Here is a 26,892-nt window from a genome sequence, read left to right as displayed (position 1 = left end):
ATGAGTTATCATTGTCTGGCTTTTTGGGGAGCACTTAGCAACATTCTTATCTGGGTTCATTATTGTCTAGGTTCATCATTATCTGAGTTCATTATGCATCTTAAATAGTTTCAACTAAGCCCTATTTCAATTCTTAGCCGCACTCTAATAAGAGCAATTCTTAGAACAACTATTAGCTCCATCCTAAGCGCAATTTTTTGCTGCAATTGCGCCAAGGTTCCCCCAAAAATTAGCAGGTTTAGCCGCACAGCCTCATTCATGACTAAAGGGACGTAAGCCAATATTGGGCTATTTTACCCCGATAACTCAAAAAAGCTGCCTTCATCGCCGCTACAAATATAAATCTTCCACTATCAAAGTATTAAACAGCCCAAGGGGTAAGCGAAAACCCAACATAACGCACAGAAAATACCATTACTCAACGAAAGCCAATAAATTCCAGTCCCAGATGATTGTATCGACCCGAAACCTCAGGTAATCTGCATCCCCATTAAGTGACACAGATGATAAGCACAGGTTTTACGATGAGTGTCACGACATTAGTCATAAATGTCAGTCATGACTCAGCCAAAATCGCTTATCAGTCCCAATAGATTATGTCGGATGATAATTATTTTTAATGGCAACTCGCGACTCTCAATCTAAAGCGCCGTCTTACGCCCCCAAGAGCACGACTCCAGCGGAGCAAAAAGACAGCACACCTCGGCATCGCAACGCCACCACTACGCCTGAAATGCGACTCTTTATCCAACAATCGGATCTGAGCGTCAGCCAACTGGCAAAAATTTTAAATATTACCGAGGCAACGGTGCGTAAGTGGCGTAAGCGTGAGTCCATCAGCAACAGTTCAAACACGCCTCACCATCTCAACACGACGCTCACGCCGATGGAAGAATACGTGGTGGTGGGATTACGTTACCAACTCAGACTCACCTTAGATAGATTGCTCAACGTCACCCAAACCTACATTAATCCCAATGTGTCGCGCTCCGGCCTTGCCCGTTGCTTAAAACGCTACGGCATATCGCGGCTCGATGAGTTTGAAGCACCACAAGTACCCGAACGCTATTTTAATCAATTGCCTGTGACGCAAGGCAGCGATATCCAAACCTATACGGTCAATCCAGAAACCTTGGCCAAGGCGCTGGCTCTGCCAAGTACCGACGGTGATACTGTGGTGCAAGTGGTCTCACTCACCATACCGCCGCAGCTTACTGAGCAAGCTCCAAGCTCAGTGCTATTAGGCATAGATACGGCAAGTGATTGGATTTACCTCGATATTTATCAAGACAGCAATACCCAAGCGACCAATAGATATATCGCCTATGTCCTCCGACATGGGCCGTTTCATTTACGAAAGTTGCTCGTTCGCAACTATCACACCTTCTTAGCCCGTTTTCCCGGTGCCCATGGCACGCCAAAGACAAGCGCGGCTGAATCCCAAAACAAGGTCACCGTATCCAGGTCGACCCGTGGAGACTCTTTATGAGCCATACCCCTTCTGTACCTAATTCTGCGACTGAGTCAAAAAAAGATAAACGACTCAACAAACGTTTGAAAGATATGCCCGTTGCTATCGTCGGCATGGCCAGTATCTTCGCTAACTCGCGTTATTTAAATAAATTTTGGGATTTGATCAGCGAAAAAATCGATGCCATTACTGACATCCCAGACACCCATTGGCGCGCCGAAGATTACTACGATGCCGACAAAAGCAAAGCCGATAAAAGCTACTGTAAACGCGGTGGTTTTTTGCCTGAAGTCGACTTTAATCCCATGGAATTCGGTCTGCCGCCCAATATTTTAGAACTGACAGATACCTCGCAACTATTGTCGCTGATTGTCGCCAAAGAAGTGCTCGCCGATGCCAATCTGCCCACCGATTACGATCGCGATCGTATCGGCATCACGCTAGGCGTGGGCGGTGGTCAAAAAATCAGTCAAAGCTTGAACTCGCGCCTGCAATATCCAGTATTGAAAAAAGTATTCAAAAGCAGCGGCCTGAGCGATGAAGACAGCGAAATGCTGATCAAAAAGTTCCAAGACCAATATATCCACTGGGAAGAAAACTCTTTCCCTGGGTCCTTAGGCAACGTAATTGCAGGCCGTATCGCCAACCGTTTTGATTTTGGCGGCATGAACTGTGTAGTCGATGCTGCCTGCGCGGGCTCGCTTGCCGCTATGCGTATGGCGTTGACTGAACTGACCGAAGGTCGCAGCGACATGATGATCACCGGCGGTGTCTGTACCGACAACTCGCCGTCCATGTACATGAGCTTCTCAAAAACGCCTGCCTTCACCACTAACGAAACCATTCAACCCTTTGATATCGATTCAAAAGGCATGATGATCGGCGAAGGGATCGGCATGGTCGCGCTTAAACGCCTTGAAGATGCCGAGCGCGATGGTGACCGGATTTATGCCGTCATCAAAGGCGTTGGCGCCTCATCGGACGGTAAATTTAAGAGTATTTATGCGCCGCGCCCTGAAGGCCAAGCTAAAGCATTGGAGCGCGCTTACGACGATGCAGGTTTTGCACCGCACAGCATTGGTTTGGTTGAAGCCCACGGCACCGGCACAGCTGCAGGTGATGTGGCCGAATTCAATGGCTTAAAATCGGTATTCGCCCAAGGCAACGACACCAATCAACATATCGCGTTAGGTTCAGTGAAATCCCAAGTGGGCCACACTAAATCAACTGCGGGTACTGCCGGGGTTATCAAAGCCGCGCTGGCACTGCATCACAAGGTATTGCCTGCGACCATTAACGTCAGCCAGCCTAATCCAAAACTGAATATCGAAAGTTCGCCATTCTATTTAAATACCGAAACTCGCCCATGGTTCCAGCGCGCCGATGCAACGCCGCGCCGTGCAGGCGTGAGCTCCTTTGGTTTTGGCGGTACCAACTTCCATCTCGTATTAGAAGAATACAAACCTGAGCACAGCCGTGACGAGCAATATCGTCAGCGCAGTGTGCCGCAGACACTATTGTTTGCCGCAGCCAATAAAGCCGCGCTGCTTAGCGAGTTAAAAGCGGCGCTGAGCCAAAGCGTGAACACGAACGCGAATAAGAGCAGCGCTGCGAGCCTGAACGCTATCGCTCAGCAATATCCGCTGCGCGTACTAGCAAACACAGATGCCCGTTTAGGTTTTGTGGCTAAGGATATCGCACAGCTGCAAGCTCAGTTAAATCAATCGATTGCGCATTTAGAAACCAATGCAATTGAAGTGTGGCAATTACCTTCTGGTATCAGCTACCGCTCTCATGCCTTATTGGCTAAGAATGAATCAAAGAAAGTGGCCGCCCTGTTTGCCGGTCAAGGTTCACAGTACCTGAACATGGGCCGCGAACTAGCCTGCCATTTCCCTGAAATGCGCCAACAAGTGATGGCCAGCGATAAGGTATTTGCTCACCACGACCAAACACCGTTATCCAACATCCTTTACCCTATTCCGGCATTCGATGCCGATGCGGTTAAAGCCCAAGAAGCGGCGCTGACCAATACCCTGTTCGCCCAAAGCGCCATAGGCGCGGTTTCAATGGCGCAATATTCGCTATTAACTCAGGCGGGTTTTGCCCCCGATATGGTAGCAGGTCACAGCTTTGGTGAATTGTCAGCTCTTTGCGCGGCAGGCGTGATTTCCAATGAAGATTACGTCGAACTGGCCTTCGCCCGCGGACATGCCATGGCGCAAGTGCCGAGCGATACCGCGAGTAAAGCAGCAGACACTGGAACTCAAACTGACTTAGGGACAATGTTCGCCATCATTCTTAAGCAAAAGAATGATATCGATGCGCTCAATAGCTGTTTAGCCCAGTTTGATGGCGTTAAAATTGCCAACTACAACGCGCCGACACAATTAGTCATCGCAGGTGGCACAGAGCAAACTCAGCTGGCCGCTAAAGCCATTAGCGAACTGGGCTTTAAAGCGATTGCCCTGCCTGTCTCAGGCGCGTTCCATACTCCATTGGTTGGACACGCACAAAAGCCATTTGCCAAAGCCATTGATAAAGCTAAATTCAGCGCACCTTCTGTCGCACTTTATGCCAACGGAACGGGTCAATTACACCCAACCGATGGCAAAGCGATTAAAGCAGAATTCAAGCAACATATGCTGCAATCGGTTCGCTTTAGCGAACAACTGCAGGCCATGTATGACGCTGGCGCACGTGTGTTTGTTGAGTTTGGCCCTAAGAACATATTGCAAAAGTTAGTTGAAAATACCTTAGGCGAACACTTAAATGAGCTTTGCCTTGTCAGCATGAACCCGAATCCTAAGGGCGACAGTGACAGTCAATTACGCTTAGCCGCAGTGCAATTAGCCGTAGCTGGCGTGGCGTTAACTGAGGTTGACCCCTATCAAGCCGTCACGTCACAAGAGATTGCCGAGCGTGAAGCGCCATCAGCAATGAACATCAAACTCACCGCCACTAACCATATTAGTGCTGCGACCAAAGCTAAGATGGCCAAATCCCTCGCCACAGGCAGCGTGACTAGCCAAGTGCAATATGTGGATCGCATCGTTGAAACGGTTGTCGAAAAAGAAGTCGAAAAAATTGTTGAGAAAGAAGTCATCGTCGAAAAAGTTGTTGAGAAAATAATAGAAGTGGAAGCGAATCAAGTGGCAGCTGTTGAAATGAAACAAACATCCCCAAGCGTTGTGCAAGGCTTAAGCAATCAGCAGCAAGAGACGGCGCAGTTAAACCCAAGCACACCAAACGTCAGCAGCGATGCGTTAACCGCATTTTTCAGCGCACAATCTCAAGCGGCGCAGTTACATCAACAGTTTTTAGCTATCCCGCAGCAATATGGCGATACTTTCACGACACTGATGACAGAACAAGCCAAGATGGCAAGCCTTGGCATTGCAATCCCAGAAAGCCTGCAACGCTCAATGGAAATGTTCCACCAGCATCAAGCGCAAACCCTGCAAAGCCACGCCGAATTTATGCAGCTGCAAAGCAGTAGTAGTCAAGCGGCCTTGGCCATGCTAAACAATGCGCCGATTAACTTTACTCCAGCAGTTGCTCAGCCACGAGTAACTGCGCCGGCTCCTGCGCCTGTTGCACCTGTAGCTCCTGCACCTGTTGCTCCAGCGCCTTTTGCTGCAACGACAGTGGCACACAATGCCGCACCAGTAGCGGCTCAGGCTGTTGCGACGAGACCAGCTGTTAGCACGCCTGTTGTGCCTGTTATGCAAACGGCTCCTGTTGCTTATGCGCCTGCGGCAACAGTACAAGTTGCGCCAGCAGCTCCTGCATTAGTCATGCCTGCTCTAGTGATACCAGAAGTGACACCTGTGGCACCAGCAACAAGCGGTTTAAGTGCTGCACTTGTTCAACAAACTATGATGGCTGTGGTGGCCGACAAGACAGGCTACCCCACTGAAATGCTGGAACTTGGCATGGATATGGAAGCCGATCTAGGTATCGATTCGATTAAGCGCGTTGAAATTTTAGGCACAGTGCAAGACGAACTGCCGGGCTTACCTGAACTCAGCCCAGAAGATCTGGCCGAGTGCCGTACCTTAGGTGAAATCGTTGACTACATGAACAGCAAACTGCCTGCGGCTGGCCAAGTTGTAGTTTCTACAACAGCGCCAACACCTCCTGCCGCCAACGGTTTAAGCGCTGCGTTAGTGCAACAAACCATGATGGCTGTGGTGGCTGACAAGACAGGCTATCCGACTGAAATGCTGGAACTTGGCATGGATATGGAAGCCGATTTAGGTATCGATTCGATTAAGCGCGTTGAAATCTTAGGCACAGTACAAGACGAACTGCCGGGTTTACCAGAGCTCAGCCCAGAAGATCTGGCCGAGTGTCGCACCTTGGGTGAAATCGTTGACTACATGCAAAGTAAGCTTACACAAAATGACAAGCTGCCAGCGGCTGGCCAAGTTGTAGTTTCGACAACCGCTCCTACCGCTAATAGTTTAAGTGCTGCACTTGTTCAACAAACCATGATGGCTGTGGTGGCTGACAAGACAGGCTATCCGACTGAAATGCTGGAACTCAGCATGGATATGGAAGCCGATTTAGGTATTGATTCTATTAAGCGCGTTGAAATTTTAGGCACAGTACAAGACGAACTGCCGGGTTTACCAGAGCTCAGCCCAGAGGATTTGGCCGAATGTCGCACCTTAGGTGAAATCGTTAACTACATGAACAGCAAACTGCCAGCTGTGGGATCAGTTATCGTAGCAACTCATGTGACAACTGCCGCACCTGCCGCCAGCGGTTTAAGCGCTGCGTTAGTGCAACAAACCATGATGGCTGTGGTCGCCGACAAGACAGGCTACCCCACTGAAATGCTGGAACTCAGCATGGACATGGAAGCCGATCTAGGTATCGATTCTATCAAGCGCGTTGAAATCTTAGGCACAGTGCAAGATGAGCTACCGGGCTTACCTGAGCTGAATCCTGAAGATCTGGCCGAGTGTCGCACCTTAGGCGAAATCGTTGAACTCTTTTCGAAAGAAATAGGGAACAGCAAACTATCTGCGGTTGGCTCGGTTTCAGCTACAACAGCAGCACAAGTCACTGTTACCGCTACAATAAATAACGGCTTAAGTGCTGAAAAAGTCCAACAAACCATGATGTCAGTAGTGGCCGACAAGACGGGCTATCCCACTGAAATGCTAGAACTGAGCATGGATATGGAAGCCGATTTAGGTATCGATTCGATCAAGCGCGTTGAAATCTTAGGCACAGTACAAGACGAGCTACCAGGCTTACCTGAGCTGAATCCTGAAGATCTGGCCGAGTGTCGCACCTTAGGTGAAATCGTTAGTTATATGCAAAGTAAACTAGGCCAAAACGCGGTAAGCCAGAATGTAGCGCCAATTAGCGCTGTCGTTCAGCCTGAACCTACTATCGATTTGCCACCACATGATTTACCACCCCATAGCGAGGTGGTGCTAAAAAAGTTGCCAGCGGCGGCTGAGCTAACGCAACTATCGCCACAGCAATCGTCAAAGCAATCAGCGCAACAAGCTCAAACACGCGTTTTTGCTAAAGATGCCTGCATTATCATTAGCGATGATGGTCACAATGCTGGCGTACTTGCCGAGAAATTGCATGCTCAAGGTCTAACGGTTGCGGTTGTGCGCTCGCCAGAAAGCCTTGTAGCCAGTGCATCACCGCTCAATAGCCACATTGCCAGCTTCACATTGGCGGCGATTGACGATACCAGCATCAGCGCAGTGATTAATGAGATCAAAAGCTTAGGTACAGTTGCAGGCTTTATTCATCTGCAACCACAACATAAAACCTCAGCCGATGCGAAAGGTTTAGTGTTGTCCAGTGCCGCCAAAGCGTCGGTCGAGCAAGCGTTCTTGTTCGCCAAACACTTACAACCGCTTTTAACAACAGCAGCAACGGCAAATACTGATAGCAGCTTTATCAGCGTCAGTCGTATCGACGGTGGTTTTGGTTATCTTAACCACAGCCAAATTGCCCGCAGCGAGTTAAACCAAGCGGCATTAGCAGGTCTGACGAAAACCTTGAGCCACGAGTGGCCAAGCGTGCATTGCCGCGCCTTAGATATCGCGCCAGCACTTGATGCCAAACAACTGGCCAATGCGGTCATCGCTGAGTTATTTGCAACCGATAAGCTATTAGAAATCGGTGTGAGTGAAGCAGGCGCAACTGAAGCGCTGGCACGCGTGACCTTAGTTGCAGGCAAGGCAGATACCCGCCACAGCGCAGCTAACTTGACCAGTGCTGATAAAATTCTGGTGACTGGCGGCGCAAAAGGCGTGACCTTTGAATGTGCCTTGAGTCTGGCAAAACGCAGCAAGGCGCATTTTATCCTTGCCGGCAGAAGCAGCCAACAAGCCATTCCCGCTTGGGCGCAGGGTAAAAATAACAGTGAACTTAAAGCCGCTGCCATTGCCCACATTCAAAGCTTGGGCGAGAAACCCACGCCAAAACAAGTGGATGCCTTAGTATGGCCAGTGCAAAGCAGCCTAGAAATTGCAGCTGCACTAGAAGCCTTTACCGCCGTGGGGGCCAGCGCTGAGTACTTAAGTCTCGATGTTAACAATCCAGATGCGATCGCCAGCACTATAGTGCCTATCACCGAGTTATCACCTATTACTGGCATCATCCATGGTGCGGGCGTACTCGCCGATAAACACATCCAAGACAAGACCTTAGATGAGTTAGCACGGGTGTATGGCACTAAGGTCACAGGCATTAGCAATCTGCTTGCCGCACTGGATTTAGATAAAGTAAAACTGATCGCCCTGTTCTCTTCGGCGGCGGGTTTTTACGGCAATACCGGCCAAAGCGATTACGCTATGTCCAACGACATACTCAACAAAGCCGCACTGCAACTGGCGCAGCAACTGCCAAATGCCAAAGTGATGAGCTTCGATTGGGGTCCGTGGGACGGCGGTATGGTGAACCCTGCGCTGAAAAAGATGTTTATCGATCGCGGTGTCTATGTGATCCCGTTAAAGGCGGGTGCTGAGTTATTTGCGAGCCAATTACTGAGCAACACAGGCGCACAATTGCTGGTCGGTACTGACATGCAAGGCAGCGCACCTCATGACGACACTTCTAATAAAGTGCAAGAGACTGAAGGTGGCAATCTAAAAAAGCCTGAAGCGGATCTGACCACTGACTCGTCGGATCCGCATGCTTTGCTTAACGCTTTAAATCCAAGCGCAGTAAATATAAGCGCTGTAAAACTGCAGCGCACACTGGACCCTAAGGCAATGATCTTTATTGAAGATCACTGCATTAACGGTAATCCCGTATTACCGACTGTGTGCGCGATTCAGTGGATGCGTGAAGCCGCCTTTGATGTGCTCAAGCAGCCTGTCAAAGTGCAAAGCTACAAGCTGTTGAAGGGCATTATTTTCGACACTGTGACGTTAGAAAAAGGTGCGTTAGAAAACGGTGCGCCCATCACGCTAGAACTTGAGCTTGCACCGATTGCGTTAACGGATAAAGCCGCGAAAGACACAGACGAGTGCTTGAGTGGACAATTCAGTGCCTTAATCAGCTTTGAAGGTCGTCCGCAATATCAAGCCATCCTAGCCGTTGATGATGCTGTTGATGACGCGGCTAACGATTACTTAGCCACTAACAGCAAAGCAACTGCCTTTGACGCGCACAGCTTGGCAGGACTTTCTGCCATCACAACCGCAAGCAGCCTTTACAGCGACGGCACGCTTTTCCACGGCCCAAGACTGCAAGGTATTGAGTCTGTGGTGAAGTTTGACGATGCGAGCTTAGTCGCCAAGGTGATTCTTCCCCATGTTGCGTTAGCGGACTGCGGGAGTTTTGTGCCCAATCTGGCCCGCAAAGGCTCACAAGCCTTTGCGGAAGATTTGTTGCTGCAGGCGATGCTGGTATGGGCAAGACTCAAATATGGCGCGGCGAGTTTGCCATCAAGCATTGGGGAGTTTATTTCCCATGCGCCGTTTGCCTTTGGCGATAAAGGCTATCTAGTGCTCGAGGTGGTAAAACACTCTGACCGTGCCCTTGAAGCCAATATTGCGCTGTATCATCAAGATGGTCGCTTAAGCTGCGAGATGAACAACGCCAAAGTCACGATTAGCAAAAATCTTAACGGTGCGTTTTTAGCCAATAAAGTTGCTGCTAATCAAACCGCTGCGAATAAAGCCATTGAAAGCGTGGAGGCGAAAGTCGAGTGAACTTAGCCCCCCCTTTAGCAACGACGCATAGCGGCCAAGCTGAAACGTCGATAGCTGACACAGCTAATGCCGACAAGGCTATTGCAGACACGGTTATTACTGAAAAGCTTGCCAAGCCACTGCGTATTGCAGTGTTGCTTGGCGATGCCGTCAACCTTGACTCTCACTCAGCCCAAGTATTAGGGACGTTTACTGAACGTGAAAGAGTTCAAATTTGCGCTGCCGATGCCAACCAATCGACAGTACATAGGCCGACAGCTCATGAACCAAAAGAGCATGAACCGTCAGTGTATGAGCAAAGGTCGCTCACTGCCTTGTTAGGCCAAGCAACAACAGCCATTGAGCAAGGCCAGCTCGTTGAACTGAAATTCAATGATGCTAATCAGCCCCAGTCTCTGTATTTGCTCGATGGTTTACGCGCTGCCAAACTGCGCCTACATGCACACGCGTTTATTGCTGGCTTTGCCGCTGGCAATGAGGTTACAGGTGTTGCAAATACGGCAGTTGAAAATGCGGCGACTGTTGCTAATGCGGCATTAGCGGCGGCAAAGCGCAGCCCAGCTCAAACCGTTCAACATCAGACTGTCGCCAACACACTCAACGAGGCATTTGTTGCGCTGCGCCAAGGTGTAACCGCCCTCGCTGCGCGAACACAAGCGCCGCTTAAAGGCACTACTGATATAAAACAGACAAACGACACCAATCATCAAACTGGCTATTGGTTTAGCGACCAACATCAAGCGCGGGTGTTGTGTCTAAATCTTGTAGCAAAGACGTCACATCAAGCGGATGAGTCTCGAAATCTAAACCAAAGCCTAGTGCTGACCCAAGGCACACAACTTGCCGCGCCCAAAGCCCTTGTCAATGAAAACAGACTGTTTGTGCCGATAAGTGGTGACAGTATTGATTCACTCATAGCGCAAGTATTGCAACTAGTTAACACTCTGGAAAATAGCGTAGGCTTTCACGCGGAATATCTCAAAGCTTGGTTTGAACACTATGATGCCAACGCACCACTAGCATTAGTCTTGATGGCAGCATCGATTGACGACCTCAAACTTGAAGCCAAAGCCATGCTTACGGCGCTTGAAAGTGATGCTATTCGTCATCATGGTCAACACTTTAAGACCCCAGCGGGTAGCTGCTTTACCGCTAAGCCGCTAGGGGATGCGGGACTCACCTTCGTGTATCCCGGCGTTGGCACGGTTTACGCCCAGATGTTCAATAACTTACATGAATATTTCCCCGCGCTGTATCATCAGCTAGAACGTGAAGGCGATTTAAGTGCCATGCTGCAATCACCGCAGATTTATGCGGCAGATGTTAAAACCGCGGCTGGCATGAACCTAAGTCAGCAAGCGATTAGTGGCGTGGGTGCCAGTTATCTATTCACTAAACTGTTGACCCAAGTCTTTAATATTAAGCCTAAAATGGCGCTCGGTTACTCAATGGGCGAAGCGGCCATGTGGGCCAGCCTAGATGTGTGGCAAACGCCCCATGCTATGATCAACGCTACTGAAAATAGCGATATTTTCAACCATGCGATTTCTGGTGAGCTAACCGCAGTCCGCCGAGCATGGCAGCTTGCAGATAATGAAGCCATAGTGTGGAACAGCTTTGTCGTGCGCGCTGATAGCCATGAAATCAAGGCATTATTGCCAGAGTTTCCTCGCGCCTACTTAGCCATCACCCAAGGTGATACTTGCGTCATTGCAGGCTGCGAAACAAGCTGTAAAGCCCTGCTTGCCACGTTAGGTAAGCGCGGGATTGCCGCCAATCGAGTCACGGCAATGCATACCGCGCCTGCCATGCTAGTCCATGGGCAAGTACAAGATTTCTATACTCAAGCACTAAAACCTGAGGCACTGGAACCTGAGGCGCTGAAAGCGGCAGCGCAAGATCTGCCTATTCGCTTTATTAGCGCAGCGCAAACTGCGCCAGTAACCGTGGATAGCCACAGTATTGGCCGCGCAATTGCCGATACCTTTTGTTCGCCACTCGACTTTAGTGCGCTCATTCAAAATGCCACTGAGCAAGGTGCAAGGCTATTTGTCGAAGTGGGCGCCGATAGGCAAACCAGCACACTCATAGATAAAATCAGCCACGCCCACGCAAGCCAAAGCACTGCGAACGCGGCGACAGCCGCCATTGCTTGCAATGCCAAAGGTGCTGATGCGATTACCAGCTTACTCAAGTGTTTAGCTCAGCTAATAAGCCACAGAGTACCGCTTTCGCTCGCGCCGCTCATTCAGCCACTAAGTGCTAACGCAGCCCCTTTATCATCAGCAGTATTACCAGAAGGAGAACCCCTGTGAGTTCTCAGCATTCCCCTACGATTGATAAAACTACCGTGCCTACCATTGCGTCAAACCGCGCATCAAAAATTGCGATTGTCGGCCTCGCGACTCAGTATCCTGACGCAGATAATCCCCAAACCTTTTGGCAAAATCTGCTGGATAAAAAAGACTCACGCACCCAAATTAGCCGCGAAAAGCTCAATGCTAATCCCGCCGATTACCAAGGTGTGCAGGGTCAGTCTGACCGTTTTTACTGTGATAAAGGCGGCTACATCCAACACTTCCAGTTTGATGCCAAAGGTTATCAACTGCCAGAGTCCGCCTTTGACGGTTTAGATGAAAGCTTTTTATGGGCACTCGATTGCAGTCGTAAAGCCCTCCAAGACGCAGGGATTGCGCAAAGCGATGCCGTACTGGCGCGCACAGGTGTCGTGATGGGAACCTTGTCGTTCCCGACCGCCCGCTCCAATGAATTATTTTTGCCTCTGTATCATCAAACCGTTGAAAAGGCGCTGCAAAACAAACTTAACCAAAGCGCTTTTCAACTGGCTGATTTTAACCAAGCTCACGCTGGAGAAGCGTTAAACGTCGAGCAAGTATTAAACGTCGCCAATGGCGCCGTTGCCCACACAGCTTCAAAGCTGGTCAGCGATGCACTCGGTTTAGGTGGTACTCAGTTAAGTCTGGACGCCGCCTGCGCTAGCTCGGTTTACGCACTTAAACTCGCCTGCGATTACCTGACCACAGGCAAGGCCGATATGATGCTTGCGGGCGCAGTATCGGGCGCTGATCCCTTCTTTATCAACATGGGATTCTCGATTTTTCACGCCTATCCAGATCATGGTATTTCAGCGCCCTTTGATAGCAACAGCAAGGGCTTATTCGCCGGAGAAGGCGCAGGGGTTTTAGTTTTAAAACGCTTAGAAGATGCCGAGCGCGATGGCGATAACATCTATGCCGTCGTCAGCGGCATTGGTTTGTCGAACGACGGTAAAGGCCAGTTTGTATTAAGCCCCAACAGCAAGGGCCAAGTGCAAGCCTTCGAGCGCGCCTATAGCGCGGCAAACACTCAGCCTGCCAATATCGAAGTGATTGAATGCCATGCCACCGGCACGCCGCTCGGTGATAAAGTCGAACTCGCCTCGATGGAGCGCTTCTTCGAGGACAAACTCGCGGGCTCTGCAGTGCCGCTGATCGGTTCAGCAAAATCCAACTTAGGCCATTTACTCACAGCCGCAGGAATGCCGGGGATCATGAAGATGATTTTTGCCATGCGCTCGGGTCGACTGCCGCCAAGTATTAACTTATCAGCGCCGATATCCTCGCCTAAGGGCTTGTTTAGCGCTAAAAATCTGCCAACAGAATTGCATGCTTGGCCCGATAAAGCCGGCAATGACCGCCGTCACGCAGGTGTTTCCGTGTTTGGTTTTGGCGGCTGTAACGCGCATTTGTTGCTGGAATCCTATGCTGCCAGTACAAACAAAAAGAATGAACAACCTGCAGCTACTGTAAGTTATCAGCACACGCCATTAAATATCATTGGCTTAGCATCGCACTTCGGCCCTTTATCCTCCATTAATGCACTGGATAGCACGATTCAAGCTCGGCAAGATGCCTTTATCCCGCTGCCCGCTAAACGCTGGAAAGGCTTAGATAAACACCCTGATATTCTAGCCAACTTTGGTTTAAGCGGAACTGGCCTCGCAGCCGCACCACAGGGCGCGTATATCGACCAGTTCGATTTTGACTTTCTGCGCTTTAAAGTGCCGCCCAATGAAGACGACCGCCTGATCTCCCAGCAACTGCTGCTGATCAAAGTGGCCGATGAAGCGATTCGCGATGCGAACTTAAAGCCCGGCGGCAAGGTTGCTGTATTAGTGGCGATGGAAACCGAACTGGAATTACACCAGTTCCGTGGCCGCGTAAATCTGCACACCCAACTGGCAGACAGCCTTAAAAAACAAGGGATAACACTCACACAAGCTGAGTATCTCGCCCTTGAAAAAATCGCCATGGACAGCGTGCTCGATGCCGCCAAACTGAACCAATACACCAGTTTTATTGGCAATATCATGGCGTCACGCATCGCATCCCTTTGGGACTTTAACGGCCCAGCCTTTACCATTTCAGCGGCGGAGCAATCGGTCGCCCGCTGTATCGATGTAGCCGAAAACTTGTTATCCCAAGAATCCTTAGATGCCGTAGTGATCGCCGCCGTCGATTTAAGTGGCAGCCTTGAGCAAGTGATCCTCAAAAACGCCGTATCGCCAGTGGCATTTAATGCCACAGACACTGGTTGGAAAGTCGGTGAAGGTGCTGGCGCATTAGTGCTCACGACAACACAATCAAGTGCAGCCCAGCCAAGCACTGCCGCTGACAATGCCAATAGCAAAAGCTATGGCGACAGTTATGGTCACATCAGCGGCCAAGTGTTTGGCGCTATTTGTGACATGCAAGGTAACAGCAACACAGCGCGTATTTGCGATGACCTGTTAACCCAAGCCAAGGTGAATAGCAGCCAAATTAGCTTGATTGAAACCAGTATTGCGGTTGAGCAACTTGCCGATTCAGAGTTGGTACTCAATACCCTGCTGCCGAGTGTTAACCAGCGCAGCCAAGCCGCTGATACCCTAGGCCACAACTTTGCTGCTGCGGGAATGGCGAGTATTTTGAGCGCGCTGCTTCAGCTTAAAAATCATGGGCAATTAAAAAACCAAGCACAGCCACAAGCTAATCAAGTGCAGCACGCGCTCGTTGCCACGTTTAGCCAAGGTAAATGCTCGCAGTTATTGCTCAGTCAAAGTGCCACGCAAGCACACAGTTTGCAGCAAAGGCTTGAACAAGACTTAACGCTTTCGGCGCAAAAACACTTAATAAAACAAGTGACACTTGGTGGCCGCGATATCTATCAACATATCCTTGATACGCCGCTCGCGGGCCTTGATGCTATACAACAAAAAGCCCGAGCCATTACAGCACTGCCAGCGCGCAGCCAGCGCAAGCATTTGGCCCAAATAGCGAGCAAAGATACGAGTAGCTTTGCAACAAGCAGCCCAATCACGGCTCTACAAAAAGAGACATTAAGCAGCATGCCAATAAATGCCCTAAGCACGCCCAATAACAACGCCGCTCAAGCAGAGCTAAAAGACGCTGCATTTATACGTAATCAGCAACTAGCCCGTGAAGCACATCTAGCCTTTTTACAAAGCCGTGAGCAAGGCCTGAAACTGGCCGATGCCTTGATGAAAGCCCAGCTTGCCAGCGAGTTAGCCGTCAATGGCCAAGCGACGTCAGTGCAACAACAAGCCATTGTTCAGGCATCTGCGCCAGCGGTTCTTCCACATACTGCACTTTATCCAAACCAAGTGCTTTATCCAAACCATGCAAAAGTGCCTCTGTACACGCCGCCAACGCCGATAAGCAAGCCTTGTATTTGGGATTATGCGGATTTAGTCGAATACGCCGAAGGTGATATCGCTAAAGTATTTGGCCAAGATTACGCCATTATCGACAGCTACTCGCGCCGTGTACGCCTGCCAACCACAGACTATTTGCTGGTATCTCGGGTAACGAAATTAAACGCCCAGATGAACCAATATCAGCCTTGCACTATGACCACAGAATACGACATTCCTGTGGACGCGCCGTATTTGGTCGATGGTCAAATTCCGTGGGCCGTGGCGGTTGAATCGGGTCAATGTGACTTAATGCTGATCAGCTATTTAGGTATCGACTTTGAAAACAAGGGCGAGCGCGTTTATCGTCTGCTCGATTGTACCCTGACCTTCCTTGGCGACTTACCGCGCGGTGGCGACACCCTGCGCTATGATATTTCCATCAATCACTTTGCCCGCAATGGCGATACCTTGTTGTTCTTCTTCTCCTACGAATGTTTCGTGGGCGACAAGCTGATCCTGAAAATGGATGGCGGCTGTGCCGGCTTCTTCACCGACAAGGAACTCGCCGACGGCAAAGGCGTTATTCGCACCGAAGCCGAAATCAAAGCCCGTAACCTTGCGCTCAATAATCCCAATAAACCGCGCTTTAATCCGCTGCTTAACTGCGCGCAAAACCAATTTGATTACAGCCAAATCCATAAATTACTCGGCGCCGATATCGGTGGCTGTTTTGGCGGCGCCCATGCGGCGCATCAAGCCCAATATGGGTTGCAGCCCTCTTTATGTTTTGCATCCGAAAAATTCCTGATGATTGAACAGGTCAGCAATCTTAAGGTGCATGGCGGCGCGTGGGGCTTAGGTTCAGTTGAAGGCCATAAGCAGCTCGAAGCCGACCATTGGTATTTCCCTTGTCATTTCAAGGGCGACCAAGTGATGGCGGGATCATTAATGGCCGAAGGCTGTGGTCAATTACTGCAATTCTTTATGCTGCATATTGGTATGCACCTAAGTGTGAAAGATGGCCGTTTCCAACCGCTCGAAAACGCATCACAAAAAGTGCGTTGTCGCGGTCAAGTCTTGCCGCAATCTGCCCTGCTCACCTATCGCATGGAAATCACCGAAATCGGTATGAGCCCGCGCCCGTATGCTAAGGCGAATATCGATATTTTGCTCAATGGCAAAGTGGTGGTGGACTTCCAAAACCTTGGGGTGATGATCAAAGAAGAAGCCGAATGCACTCGCTACCTTGCGGATAATGATGCCAGCACCGCTGACAATACTGCCAAAGATGCTGCTTCGGCTGCGCCGCTAGTTTCGACAACACCCGCATCGTTCGCCGCGCCGCTGATGGCGCAGCTGCCAGATTTAACCGCGCCAACCAACAAAGGCGTAGTGCCGCTTAAGCATGTGCCTGCACCAGTCGCGCCTGCGGATTCAAAGTATGCTAACCGCGTGCCCGATACCCTACCGTTCACGCCGTACCACATGTTCGAATTTGCCACTGGCGACATCGAAAACTGCTTCGGCCCTGATTTCAGTATCTATCGCGGCCTAATTCCACCACGCACGCCTTGCGGTGATTTGCAGCTCACGACTCGCGTCATTGCGATTGACGGCAAACGCGGCGAACTGAAAAAGCCTTCTTCGTGCATCGCCGAATACGAAGTGCCCGCAAATGCTTGGTATTACGATAAAAATAGCCATCACGCTGTGATGCCCTATTCTGTGCTAATGGAGATATCACTGCAGCCAAACGGCTTTATCTCAGGCTATATGGGCACCACCTTGGGCTTCCCCGGCCAAGAACTGTTTTTCCGTAACTTGGACGGTAGCGGTAAGCTTCTGCGCCACGTGGATTTACGCGGCAAAACAATCGTGAACGACTCACGTTTGTTATCGACTGTGATTGCCGGCAGCAACATCATCCAGAATTTTAGCTTCGAGCTAAGCTGCGATGGCGAGCCTTTCTACCAAGGTAAAGCGGTATTTGGTTACTTCAAGGGCGATGCGCTGAAAAACCAACTTGGCATAGACAACGGCAAGATCACTCAGCCTTGGCATGTGCAAAATGGTATAGCCGCCGATAGCCAAATCAATCTGTTAGATAAACAGCATCGCAGCTTTAACGCGCCAGAAGGTCAGCCGCATTACCGTTTAGCGGGCGGTCAGCTTAACTTTATCGACAAAGCCGACATCGTGAAGACCGGCGGTAAAGCGGGCCTTGGCTATTTATACGCCGAGCGCACCATTGACCCGAGTGATTGGTTCTTCCAATTCCACTTCCATCAAGATCCGGTAATGCCAGGCTCATTAGGGGTTGAAGCCATTATCGAGCTGATGCAAACCTATGCGATTGACCAAGACCTTGGTGCGGGCTTTAAGAGTCCAAAATTCGGCCAGATATTATCGGATATCAAATGGAAGTATCGCGGCCAAATTAACCCATTAAACAAGCAGATGTCGCTGGATGTACACATCACCAGCGTGACAGACGACAATGGCAAACGCATCATTATGGGCGATGCCAACTTGAGTAAAGATGGCCTGCGGATTTATGAAGTCAAAGACATCGCCATCTGTATTGAAGAAGCTTAATGCGGTAAATTCTATTTATTGAATCACTTAAAAATAATCCTGCCGCTGCGTTGGCTTTTTACACCCGAACTTTTTACTCAAGTAATAGCAACGCAGCTGCAATAAAAACGAGACCCAAGATGACTAGCCATACTCTAGATCAATTCAATAGCAATAACGAAAAACTCAGCCCTTGGCCGTGGCAAGTCAACGATGCAGAGCTGAGCTTTGATATCGACTCATTAGGCAAAAAACTCAAAGATTTAAGTCAAGCCTGTTACTTAGTCAATCACAGTGAAAAAGGCTTAGGCATAGCGCAAACGGCCGAAGTGACCACAAGTGACAGCCAAGCTCCATTGGGCTCACACCCTGTCAGCGCCTTTGCCCCTGCCCTTGGCACCCAAAGTTTAGGCGACAGTAACTTTCGCCGCGTCCACGGCGTCAAATACGCTTACTACGCCGGCGCTATGGCTAACGGTATTGCCTCGGAAGAACTGGTTATCGCCCTCGGCCAAGCGGGCATTTTGTGCTCATTTGGCGCGGCTGGGTTAATTCCATCCCGCGTTGAAGCAGCCATTACCCGCATTCAAGCAGCGCTGCCCAATGGTCCTTACGCTTTTAACTTAATTCACAGCCCAAGCGAGCCCGCGTTAGAGCGCGGCAGCGTTGAGCTGTTTTTAAAACATAAAGTGCGCACAGTCGAAGCCTCGGCATTTTTAGGTTTAACGCCGCAGATCGTCTATTACCGTGCAGCGGGGTTGAGCCGCGACGAACATGGCGAGATAGTCATTGGCAATAAAGTCATCGCAAAAATCAGCCGCACCGAAGTCGCGACTAAGTTTATGGAGCCGGCGCCTGCCAAAATCCTCCAGCAATTAGTGAGTGATGGCCTTATCAGCCAAGATCAAATGGCGATGGCGCAACTTGTGCCAATGGCGGACGACATAACAGCCGAAGCCGACTCTGGCGGCCATACCGACAATCGTCCATTGGTCACGCTATTGCCGACAATTTTGGCACTAAAAGATGAAATCCAAGCTAAATATCAATATAAAACGCCCATCCGTGTTGGCGCAGGCGGCGGCGTCGGTACACCCGATGCAGCATTAGCCACCTTCAACATGGGCGCGGCATTCATCGTCACAGGTTCTATCAACCAAGCTTGCGTCGAAGCGGGCGCCAGCGAACACACCCGTAAGTTACTCGCCACCACAGAAATGGCCGATGTGACTATGGCACCTGCCGCTGATATGTTCGAAATGGGCGTGAAATTACAAGTGGTAAAGCGTGGCACTTTGTTCCCGATGCGCGCCAATAAGCTTTATGAGATCTACACCCGTTACGATTCGATTGATGCTATCCCTACGGACGAGCGTAAAAAGCTCGAAGAGCAAGTGTTCCGCTCATCACTCGATGACATTTGGGCGGGTACTGTCGCCCACTTTAACGAGCGCGATCCAAAGCAAATCGAGCGCGCACTGGATAATCCCAAACGTAAGATGGCGCTGATTTTCCGCTGGTATTTGGGTCTATCGAGCCGCTGGTCAAACACAGGTGAAGTCGGCCGCGAAATGGATTACCAAATCTGGGCAGGCCCAGCGCTAGGTGCATTTAATGCGTGGGCCAAAGGCAGTTATTTAGATGACTATAAAGCCCGTAATGCGGTGGATTTAGCCAAACATTTAATGGTAGGCGCGGCGTATCAATCTCGGATTAACTTGCTGTTATCCCAAGGCGCGAGCATTCCGGTCACACTACTACGCTGGAAACCGCTGAATCGTTTTTAACCGCTTTTAGCCCTATTGCTCAGTCTTAAAACTGATACTTAAAGCCGGCACTGTTCATCACTGCCGGCTTTTTAGTCACCTATCCTCACTAAAAATCAATTTCAATTGCCGTACATATGGCTGAAACTCTTACCGAAGCTTAGGTAAAAATTGCATATCAATCGATATACCCACTCAAACCAACCGAAAGACAATTAAATAAATGTCAATTAAAATCAAAATCATAGGCAATTATTTCAAAGTTGGCATTAAGTTCGCAATATCTAATTCACCATTAGCCGTACCTTACAAATGACACACTCGGTCATAAGAAGGATTAATACTAAGCGAGGAGGTTGATATGTTAGGTTGGACATTAGTATTTCTGGTTGTTGCCATTGTTGCTGGACTATTAGGATTTACTGGAATAGCAGGCGCAGCAGCAGGTATCGCAAAAATTATTTTCTTCTTATTTATTGTGTTACTCGTGATTTCACTGCTGATTAATGCCCTCAAGGGCAAGTCACCACGACTTTAATTATTTTTTAGAAAGGAGATGTATATGAAACCATTTACTCTGATGACAAGCGCTTCACTGGCATTATTGCTCGCTTTAGGTTTAACCGCCTGTAGTGATAACAAAGCCGAAGATGCCGGCGAAAAAATTGATGAAGTGATGACTGATGCAGGTAATGCCATTGAAGATGCCTGTGAAGAAGTGAAAGAAGGCGTTAAGGCTAAAGATACTAAGTGCTAATCTGACACTTTAACCTAACTTGAGGGTGGCAATAGACATATCTACTGCCACCCTTTTGATCTAATGTTAACAACGCGATTCACCGATTCAGTCAGCCGTTCAACATGCAGCGGTTAAATCAAAAAACAGCATTGGAGGGCGCGTATGCTAAGCAAAATCCACATCAAATATTTCTACTTTATGGGTGCCGTGTTACTCGCCTATTTTGCAGTAACGGGTACGTCTCCCCTGCTCACCTTTATTTGGGCTTGGACAAGCCTGTCGCTATTTTTAGTCGGTTCAGCCTACTGGTTTAATCTCGCCAGCATCTTTAGAAAGCGCCAAGATGGCACTATCCCTTGGTATATTCGCTGGGGCTTTATTCCGTTTCTATTGGGTAGCCGACTGTATAACCATTGGGCGAGAAAACGCGACTCTGTGCCGTCGATGCAAAAGATAGATGAGCAGTTGTATCTCGGCTGCCGATTATTTTCTGCGGATCTGGAGAAAATCAAAGCCAATAAGATCACCGCAATTCTTGATGTGACCGCCGAATTTGATGGCTTAGATTGGTCGCAGTTTGAAGATCATATCGAGTATTTAAACATTCCCATCCTCGACCATAGCGTGCCGACCAGCGCCCAGCTCAATCAAGCCGTTAACTGGTTACATCGCCAAGTGCGCGCCAATAAACAGGTGCTGATCCACTGTGCTATGGGGCGCGGCCGCTCAGTACTGGTGCTCGCCGCCTATTTAGTCTGTAAAGATAAACAGCGCAACTTCGCCGAAGTATTGCAACAAATTAAGCAGGTCCGCAAAACCGCGGGCTTAAACAAATGGCAATTACGCGCCCTTGAACACATGCTCAAGCAAGGCAAAATCAACATCCATAAAGTGGCGTGGATTATCGCCAACCCGGTCTCTGGCGGCGGCAAATGGCAACAATATGGCGAGCAAATCCAAGACGAACTAAAAGCCTATTTTGACCTAACGTTAAAGCTCACCAGCGAAAATATCAGCGCAAATACCTTCGCCAAAAAAGCCCGTAGTAGCGGCGCCGATATCATTATTGCCTGTGGTGGCGATGGCACAGTGACAGAGGTGGCATCGGAAATAGTGAACACCGACATCGCCTTAGGGATCATTCCCTTAGGCACCACTAACGCTCTCAGCCACGCGCTATTTGGTTTAGGCAGTAAGCTTATTCCTGTCTCTCAGGCTTTAGATAATATTATCCAAGGCCATTACCAAGCTATCGATACTGCCCGCTGTAATCAACATTTAGTCTTGCTACTTGTGGGCATTGGTTTTGAACAGCAGATGATTGAATCTGCGAGCCGTGAACGTAAAAATGCCCTCGGCCAGTTTGCCTACCTCGATGGCTTATGGCGCGCCGTGAATGCCGATATCACTCTAACCATACAGCTCAGCTTAGATGATGCCGAGCCCACAACATTGACCACCCATAGCCTTATTGTTGCCAATGCCGCCCCCTTTACCAGCGTATTAGCACAGGGCGATGGCGAGCCAAACATGACAGATGGCCTGCTCGATATTACCTGGCTAGATGCCGGCAGTGAGCCGACAGACAAGCTCCTTAGCCTAGCCGAATTAGCCATTGCAGGATGGGTAAAAGAAGGCAATAAAGACACACAGTCAAAGCCACCTAACGTGCCATCTAGCACAACCAAGGTTCACCACGCCCACGCAAAAAAAGTGCGTATTAGTAGTGAGCCCAAGTGTAAATATGTGATTGATGGCGAAATCTTTGAACCCGCGGATCTCACCATTGAAGTCCAACCCGCATCCCTTAAGGTGTTTGTGCCTTATCAGGAAATAACTGAAGAGGATGGATAACGGCTCAATGCTCAACGCTCAACGCTCAACGCTCAACGCTCAACGCTCAATGCTCAATGCTCAATGCTCAATGCTCAATGCTCAATGCTCAATGCTCAATGAGGCCAAAAATCCGAGTCGCCCCTGCCTATTGTCAAAATAATATTGAAACAGAACCGATTTTTACACTCTTTTTTTTGTAAATAATAACTTCTATTCTACAGCCCTTAATCAAAAAGCGGAGTTAGAATATGAAACACCTCGTCACATCAGCGTTATGGCTTTCTTTGACAGCCAGTAGTTTTGTGAATGCCACCACAGCAATAGGAAGTCTTGAAACCGTCGCTGAATTGCCAATACGACCAGGCAATGTCAGCGTAACTGCACAAGGTCGGATTTTTGCCACAGTACATCCACTTGATACACCATCAGGTTTGCAATTGATTGAAGTTAATCGTGAGACCAACGCTTATAAAGCTTGGCCTTCAACGGATTTGCAAAAAACATCGACTGCCAATACCACTCAATTTGATACCTTATTAGGGATTGCTCAGGACAAAGCTGGACACCTTTGGACCGCAGATATGGGGTTAGAATTAGGCCAGACAAGGATTTGGGGATTCAACATTAAGGATGGCAGTTTATATAAACAAATCGTCCTACCGCAAGCACTAGCGCCCAAAGGCAGTTTTATGCAGGATCTGGTTGTCGATTCACAAAAAGGCTGGATTTACTTAGCCGATATCGCTAACCCAGGCCTCATAGCGGTTCGTATTGACGATGGTCATACAATACGTTTTTCAGATCATAGTTCGCTGCAGGCCGAAGCGGATGCAGTAATGAACATAGACAACAAAACAACATTGTTTAATGGCAAAGTTGCCAGTGTCGCGGTCAATCCGATCAGTTTATCCGCTGACGGAAACACACTCTATTATGGCGCAATGAATGGCACTCACTGGTATCAGTTATCGACTGCGGCTTTACAAACAGGCAACGATAATAAAATTATCGCCACTGTAAAATTAGTCGGAGCCAAGCCAGTATCAGATGGCGCATCAACGTCCAAACAAGGTAATCATTACTTTACCAATTTGAACCACAATGCCATTTCCATGCTAGATAACAAAGGCACACTAACCACAGCGGTCAGTTCTCCACTACTGGATTTTCCAGATAGTGTGCAATTTGGTGAAACGGGTTGGTTATATATTTCAGTAAATCAATTGCATAAAGCAAAAGCCTTCAATGGTCAGGCCGAAACTGCTAAACCACCTTATCGCATCATGCGACTCTGGACCGGTGAAGATACCGCTGCGGGGCAATAATATTTGAGCTGCAACTGCAAAGTTGCAGCTCATTTTTGCTTAAGGGCCATAAAGCATTCATCGCAATCTAAGTAAACGCCCCCATAACCTTCACTTTTAAGCCTAAAAACTACATCTCTGCATTCGATTCACCCGCTTCGATTTGCTGCTCGTATTTGCTGAGCTTGTTGTAGAGGGTTTTCACGCTGATCCCCAGCTGCTCGGCAGTATCGGTTTTATTGCCTTGAGTCGTTTCTAATGCTTGATAAATGGCGATTTTTTCTAAGTCATCTAAACGCATGCCCTGCGGGATAACGACTTGGTCATCGCCAGAAGCGCCCATTTCACTTGCCTGTGGCAACTGTAAATGGCTGGGTAAAATCTCTTGATCTGCCAAAATATAGGCTCGCTCAATGGCATGTTTTAATTCACGCACATTCCCTGGCCAAGGATATGCCGCAATCATCTGCGCACTGTCTTCAGCGAGGCTTTTATTCTGCTTTTCGGCCACATTACGATAGGCAAGAAAATGCTGCGCTAGCCCGAGAATATCATCGCCACGTTCCCTTAAGGGTGGAACGCGGATAGGGAACTGGGCCAAACGGAAATACAAATCTTCGCGAAATTGCCCAGCCTCAATCGCCACTATGGGATCACGATTAGTTGCCGCCACAATCCGCACATTGGCATACTGCACTTTGGCACCGCCAACGGGACGATATTCGCTATTTTCAAGCACTCTGAGTAACTTCACTTGATGCTCAATCGGCATTTCGGTGACTTCATCAAGAAATAAGGTTCCACCTTCTGCCTGCTCAAATACGCCTTTGTGATCGCGATTCGCACCAGTGAAAGCGCCTTTGACATGACCAAACAGCTCACTATCGACCAACTCAGGGCTTAATGCACCGCAGTTAATTGCAATAAAAGGCTCGTTCAATCTCGGGCTGGCAAGATGTATGGTATTGGCAACGAGCTCTTTCCCTGCGCCACTCTCACCAATAATCAGCACATTACTGTCGGTCGCAGAAACGCGACGTATCGTACGATACAGCTTGTGCATAGCTGCAGAGGAACCGACAAGCAAACCATATTGGTCTAGCTCGCTGGAAAAAGGCCGAGGCCGGATTGGTGATGAGACTAAATACTGGGCAAAATCGGCGAAGATGTCACTGATCAACGTCATATCGTAGGGTTTACGAAAATGATAACAGGCAAAATTCGACATTAACTGATCAAGATTGGGGTTCGGCTGACCATCGGAGAGAAAAATAAACTCGATATTAGACAAGGCCGTATTGTCCAGCAGCCCAAGATAATCCTCACGGCTAAGGCTAGACAGCTCAATGATGGCAACATCAATGTGGTTCGCCTCAAGCTGCTCTATCCAAGGTAAATCATCGACACTGCGTAGCTTATTAAAGTCGGCTGCGCCGGCGAGTTCTAAGATAGCTTGCTCGGCGTTTACATCCTGCAGGTGATAAAAAAGTGTCAATCGAGCCATGCTATCCCACTCCCTGTGTATGAAGGGCTACTGTATGTCAGTCGTGAAATTTTAACAACAGCAACGGTAATAGTTGCCGATATTCTAAGAGGATGGCGCAAGTAACCGAGAATATCAGCCTAAAAATCAGCCTGTTAACATACCATTAAAAATGAGAACAAAATATGCATGGTAGCTGAACGAAACGCAATTAGTTAAGCCAAACCGTTAAACAGGACTGTGCCGAACACTGGCATTTGGAGGCATTCATGAAGTCTAATGTTGTGCAACATCAGACTGATATCCGCGCCGATATCAGTTTGATTGATGAAATAATAAAGCTCAATCAAGAAGGGCTAACATTCTACAATCAGGCAATGACGTACGTCGAAGACTATAACCTTAAGCGTATTTTTTCGACCAAAGCGAATATCCACCAACGAATGTTGACGCGTTTTGAACAGCTGCGCCCTCTAACTGGTGAGCCTATTCATGGTCTAAGTCATGCAATACCAGTGACTTATACTCAAGTGACCAAATTGCTGCAACAATGCCATATGGCACAAGCGATGGCCGCACTTGTCGCCATTGAACAACAAGTGTTAATCCAGATGAAACAAGCGGTAAGGCAAGCACATCAGCCACAGCTTGCCAATCAGCTCGCAGAAGGTGCCGCTTGGTTGCAAATCAGTTGCGATGGTATGAGTTCACTCAACCCCAGTTAATCCTTGTAGCTGTTAGCATCAGTGCACATCAATATGATGTCTCTGTACTAATACGGCTTGCTACTGCATACGCGAAACCTTACACACTCAACCGCACTTATTCGTGCGGTTTTTTTATGCTCTAAAGATGGCTTTGCTTACCAGAAAAAATTACATTTTGTCGGTAAAAAAGACCGACTTAGGGGAAATCGCTGAGACATGAAAATATCGAAACCATCAACTAAAAGCATTAAATTCAATAACTTAATAAAACTGGCACGATTCACGCATTATCTAACATCGGGAAAACAACGGAGGATATGATTATGAAAACCACAACAGCATCAGTACTAGCGACCTTACTTGTCGGTTCAATCAGTTTAAATGTCGCAGCGGCTCAAGATTGGAAGGACGGGGCAAAGGATGCGTGGATCGATGGTAAAGCTGAAACCACTTTACTGCTCAACACTAACCTCAATTCCTTTGACATTATCACCGATGTGAAAGACGGAAACGTCACATTAACAGGTAAAGTGGAAAGCAGTGTCGATAAAGCCCTCGCCTCTGAACTGATCAAAAGTTTAGACGGGGTAAAAGATGTCGATAACCAACTCACTGTAATGAATGAGAAAGAAGGCACCAGTGACGTTGTCGCGTCGTTGACCGATTCTAAGGTTGCCACAGTCGTCAAAACCCGTTTACTGTTTTCAACCGATGTTTCTGGCACCCAGATTAATGTGGATGTCGCCAATGGTATCGTCACCTTAAAAGGTGAAGTTGCTAGCGATGCCGAACGTCAGTTAGCGCTGAAAATTGCCGAGAATACCGACGATGTGAAAAAAGTTGTCGATAAAATCAAAGTCGTTAAAAAAGCCTCTTAACGCTAGTTAAAGCTGCATTTTCTGTAACTGCACTTTCTGAAACTAGCTTTCAAAAGTAGCGCTTTAACAGTTGTAGCACTTTAACAGTCAGAGTTAAGTACAAGGCGTTAATCTTGCCTCAACTTTTGAACTCGATTGATAAGAAAGAGTAATAACAAAAAACCAGCCTAGGCTGGTTTTTTTATGTCCATTATTTCACTCAATCAAGCAAGGTCTTCTAGGACACGTAGATAAGACTAGG

The 26,892-nt window shown here is 48.6% G+C and carries 12 protein-coding genes; 11 read left to right on the top strand and 1 reads right to left on the bottom strand.

Features of this window, described 5'->3' with window-relative positions; all coding sequences use genetic code 11:
- Positions 1-619: 619 nt before the first annotated feature.
- The 9 genes from AC5YB3_RS18720 (at position 620) to AC5YB3_RS18680 (ending at position 23,604) form a co-directional block, all read left to right on the top strand.
- Entirely contained in the window at positions 620-1,489 is an 870-nt protein-coding gene (locus tag AC5YB3_RS18720) for a transposase family protein (RefSeq protein ID WP_494525923.1), read from the top strand.
- Positions 1,486-9,669 carry a beta-ketoacyl synthase N-terminal-like domain-containing protein gene (locus tag AC5YB3_RS18715; protein ID WP_494525922.1) on the top strand — a complete coding sequence of 2,728 codons (8,184 nt, stop codon included), beginning with the start codon at positions 1,486-1,488 and terminating at the stop codon, positions 9,667-9,669. Before AC5YB3_RS18720 ends, AC5YB3_RS18715 begins: the two co-directional genes overlap by 4 nt.
- Positions 9,666-11,984 carry a PfaB family protein gene (locus AC5YB3_RS18710; RefSeq protein WP_494525921.1) on the top strand — a complete coding sequence of 773 codons (2,319 nt, stop codon included), beginning with the start codon at positions 9,666-9,668 and terminating at the stop codon, positions 11,982-11,984. Before AC5YB3_RS18715 ends, AC5YB3_RS18710 begins: the two co-directional genes overlap by 4 nt.
- Positions 11,981-17,959, top strand: coding sequence for a hotdog fold thioesterase (locus AC5YB3_RS18705; protein WP_494525920.1), 5,979 nt, complete (start codon positions 11,981-11,983; stop codon positions 17,957-17,959). Before AC5YB3_RS18710 ends, AC5YB3_RS18705 begins: the two co-directional genes overlap by 4 nt.
- 119 nt (positions 17,960-18,078) lie before the next feature.
- Complete coding sequence (gene pfaD / locus AC5YB3_RS18700; RefSeq protein ID WP_259558455.1) at positions 18,079-19,725, top strand: eicosapentaenoate synthase subunit PfaD; 1,647 nt, start codon at positions 18,079-18,081, stop codon at positions 19,723-19,725.
- Between the two features lie 340 nt (positions 19,726-20,065).
- Complete coding sequence (locus tag AC5YB3_RS18695) at positions 20,066-20,242, top strand: DUF1328 domain-containing protein (RefSeq protein ID WP_126492406.1); 177 nt, start codon at positions 20,066-20,068, stop codon at positions 20,240-20,242.
- Positions 20,243-20,266: 24 nt separating this feature from the next.
- Positions 20,267-20,461, top strand: a complete 195-nt coding sequence (locus tag AC5YB3_RS18690; RefSeq protein ID WP_006080946.1) for a hypothetical protein — start codon at positions 20,267-20,269, stop codon at positions 20,459-20,461.
- Positions 20,462-20,605: 144 nt separating this feature from the next.
- Entirely contained in the window at positions 20,606-22,297 is a 1,692-nt protein-coding gene (locus tag AC5YB3_RS18685; RefSeq protein ID WP_494525919.1) for a diacylglycerol kinase family protein, read from the top strand.
- Between the two features lie 230 nt (positions 22,298-22,527).
- The gene (locus tag AC5YB3_RS18680) at positions 22,528-23,604 is read left to right on the top strand and encodes an L-dopachrome tautomerase-related protein (RefSeq protein WP_494525918.1); all 1,077 of its coding nucleotides are present in this window, start codon (positions 22,528-22,530) and stop codon (positions 23,602-23,604) included.
- A 109-nt stretch (positions 23,605-23,713) separates the two neighbouring features.
- Here the strand turns inward: AC5YB3_RS18680 and AC5YB3_RS18675 are convergent, their stop codons facing one another.
- Complete coding sequence (locus AC5YB3_RS18675; RefSeq protein ID WP_494525917.1) at positions 23,714-25,087, bottom strand: sigma-54 interaction domain-containing protein; 1,374 nt, start codon at positions 25,085-25,087, stop codon at positions 23,714-23,716.
- A gap of 248 nt (positions 25,088-25,335) precedes the next feature.
- Here AC5YB3_RS18675 and AC5YB3_RS18670 point away from each other — a divergent pair, with 248 nt between their 5' ends.
- A complete protein-coding gene (locus AC5YB3_RS18670) occupies positions 25,336-25,791 on the top strand; it encodes a hypothetical protein (protein WP_012088704.1) in 456 nt (151 codons plus the stop codon).
- A gap of 305 nt (positions 25,792-26,096) precedes the next feature.
- Positions 26,097-26,651, top strand: a complete 555-nt coding sequence (locus tag AC5YB3_RS18665) for a BON domain-containing protein (RefSeq protein ID WP_012088703.1) — start codon at positions 26,097-26,099, stop codon at positions 26,649-26,651.
- Positions 26,652-26,892: the final 241 nt, after the last annotated feature.

The organism is Shewanella sp. 1311 (genome assembly GCF_059338235.1).
The sequence above is the reverse complement of the archived record's forward strand: the minus strand, read 5'-3'. Positions and strand labels throughout refer to the sequence as shown.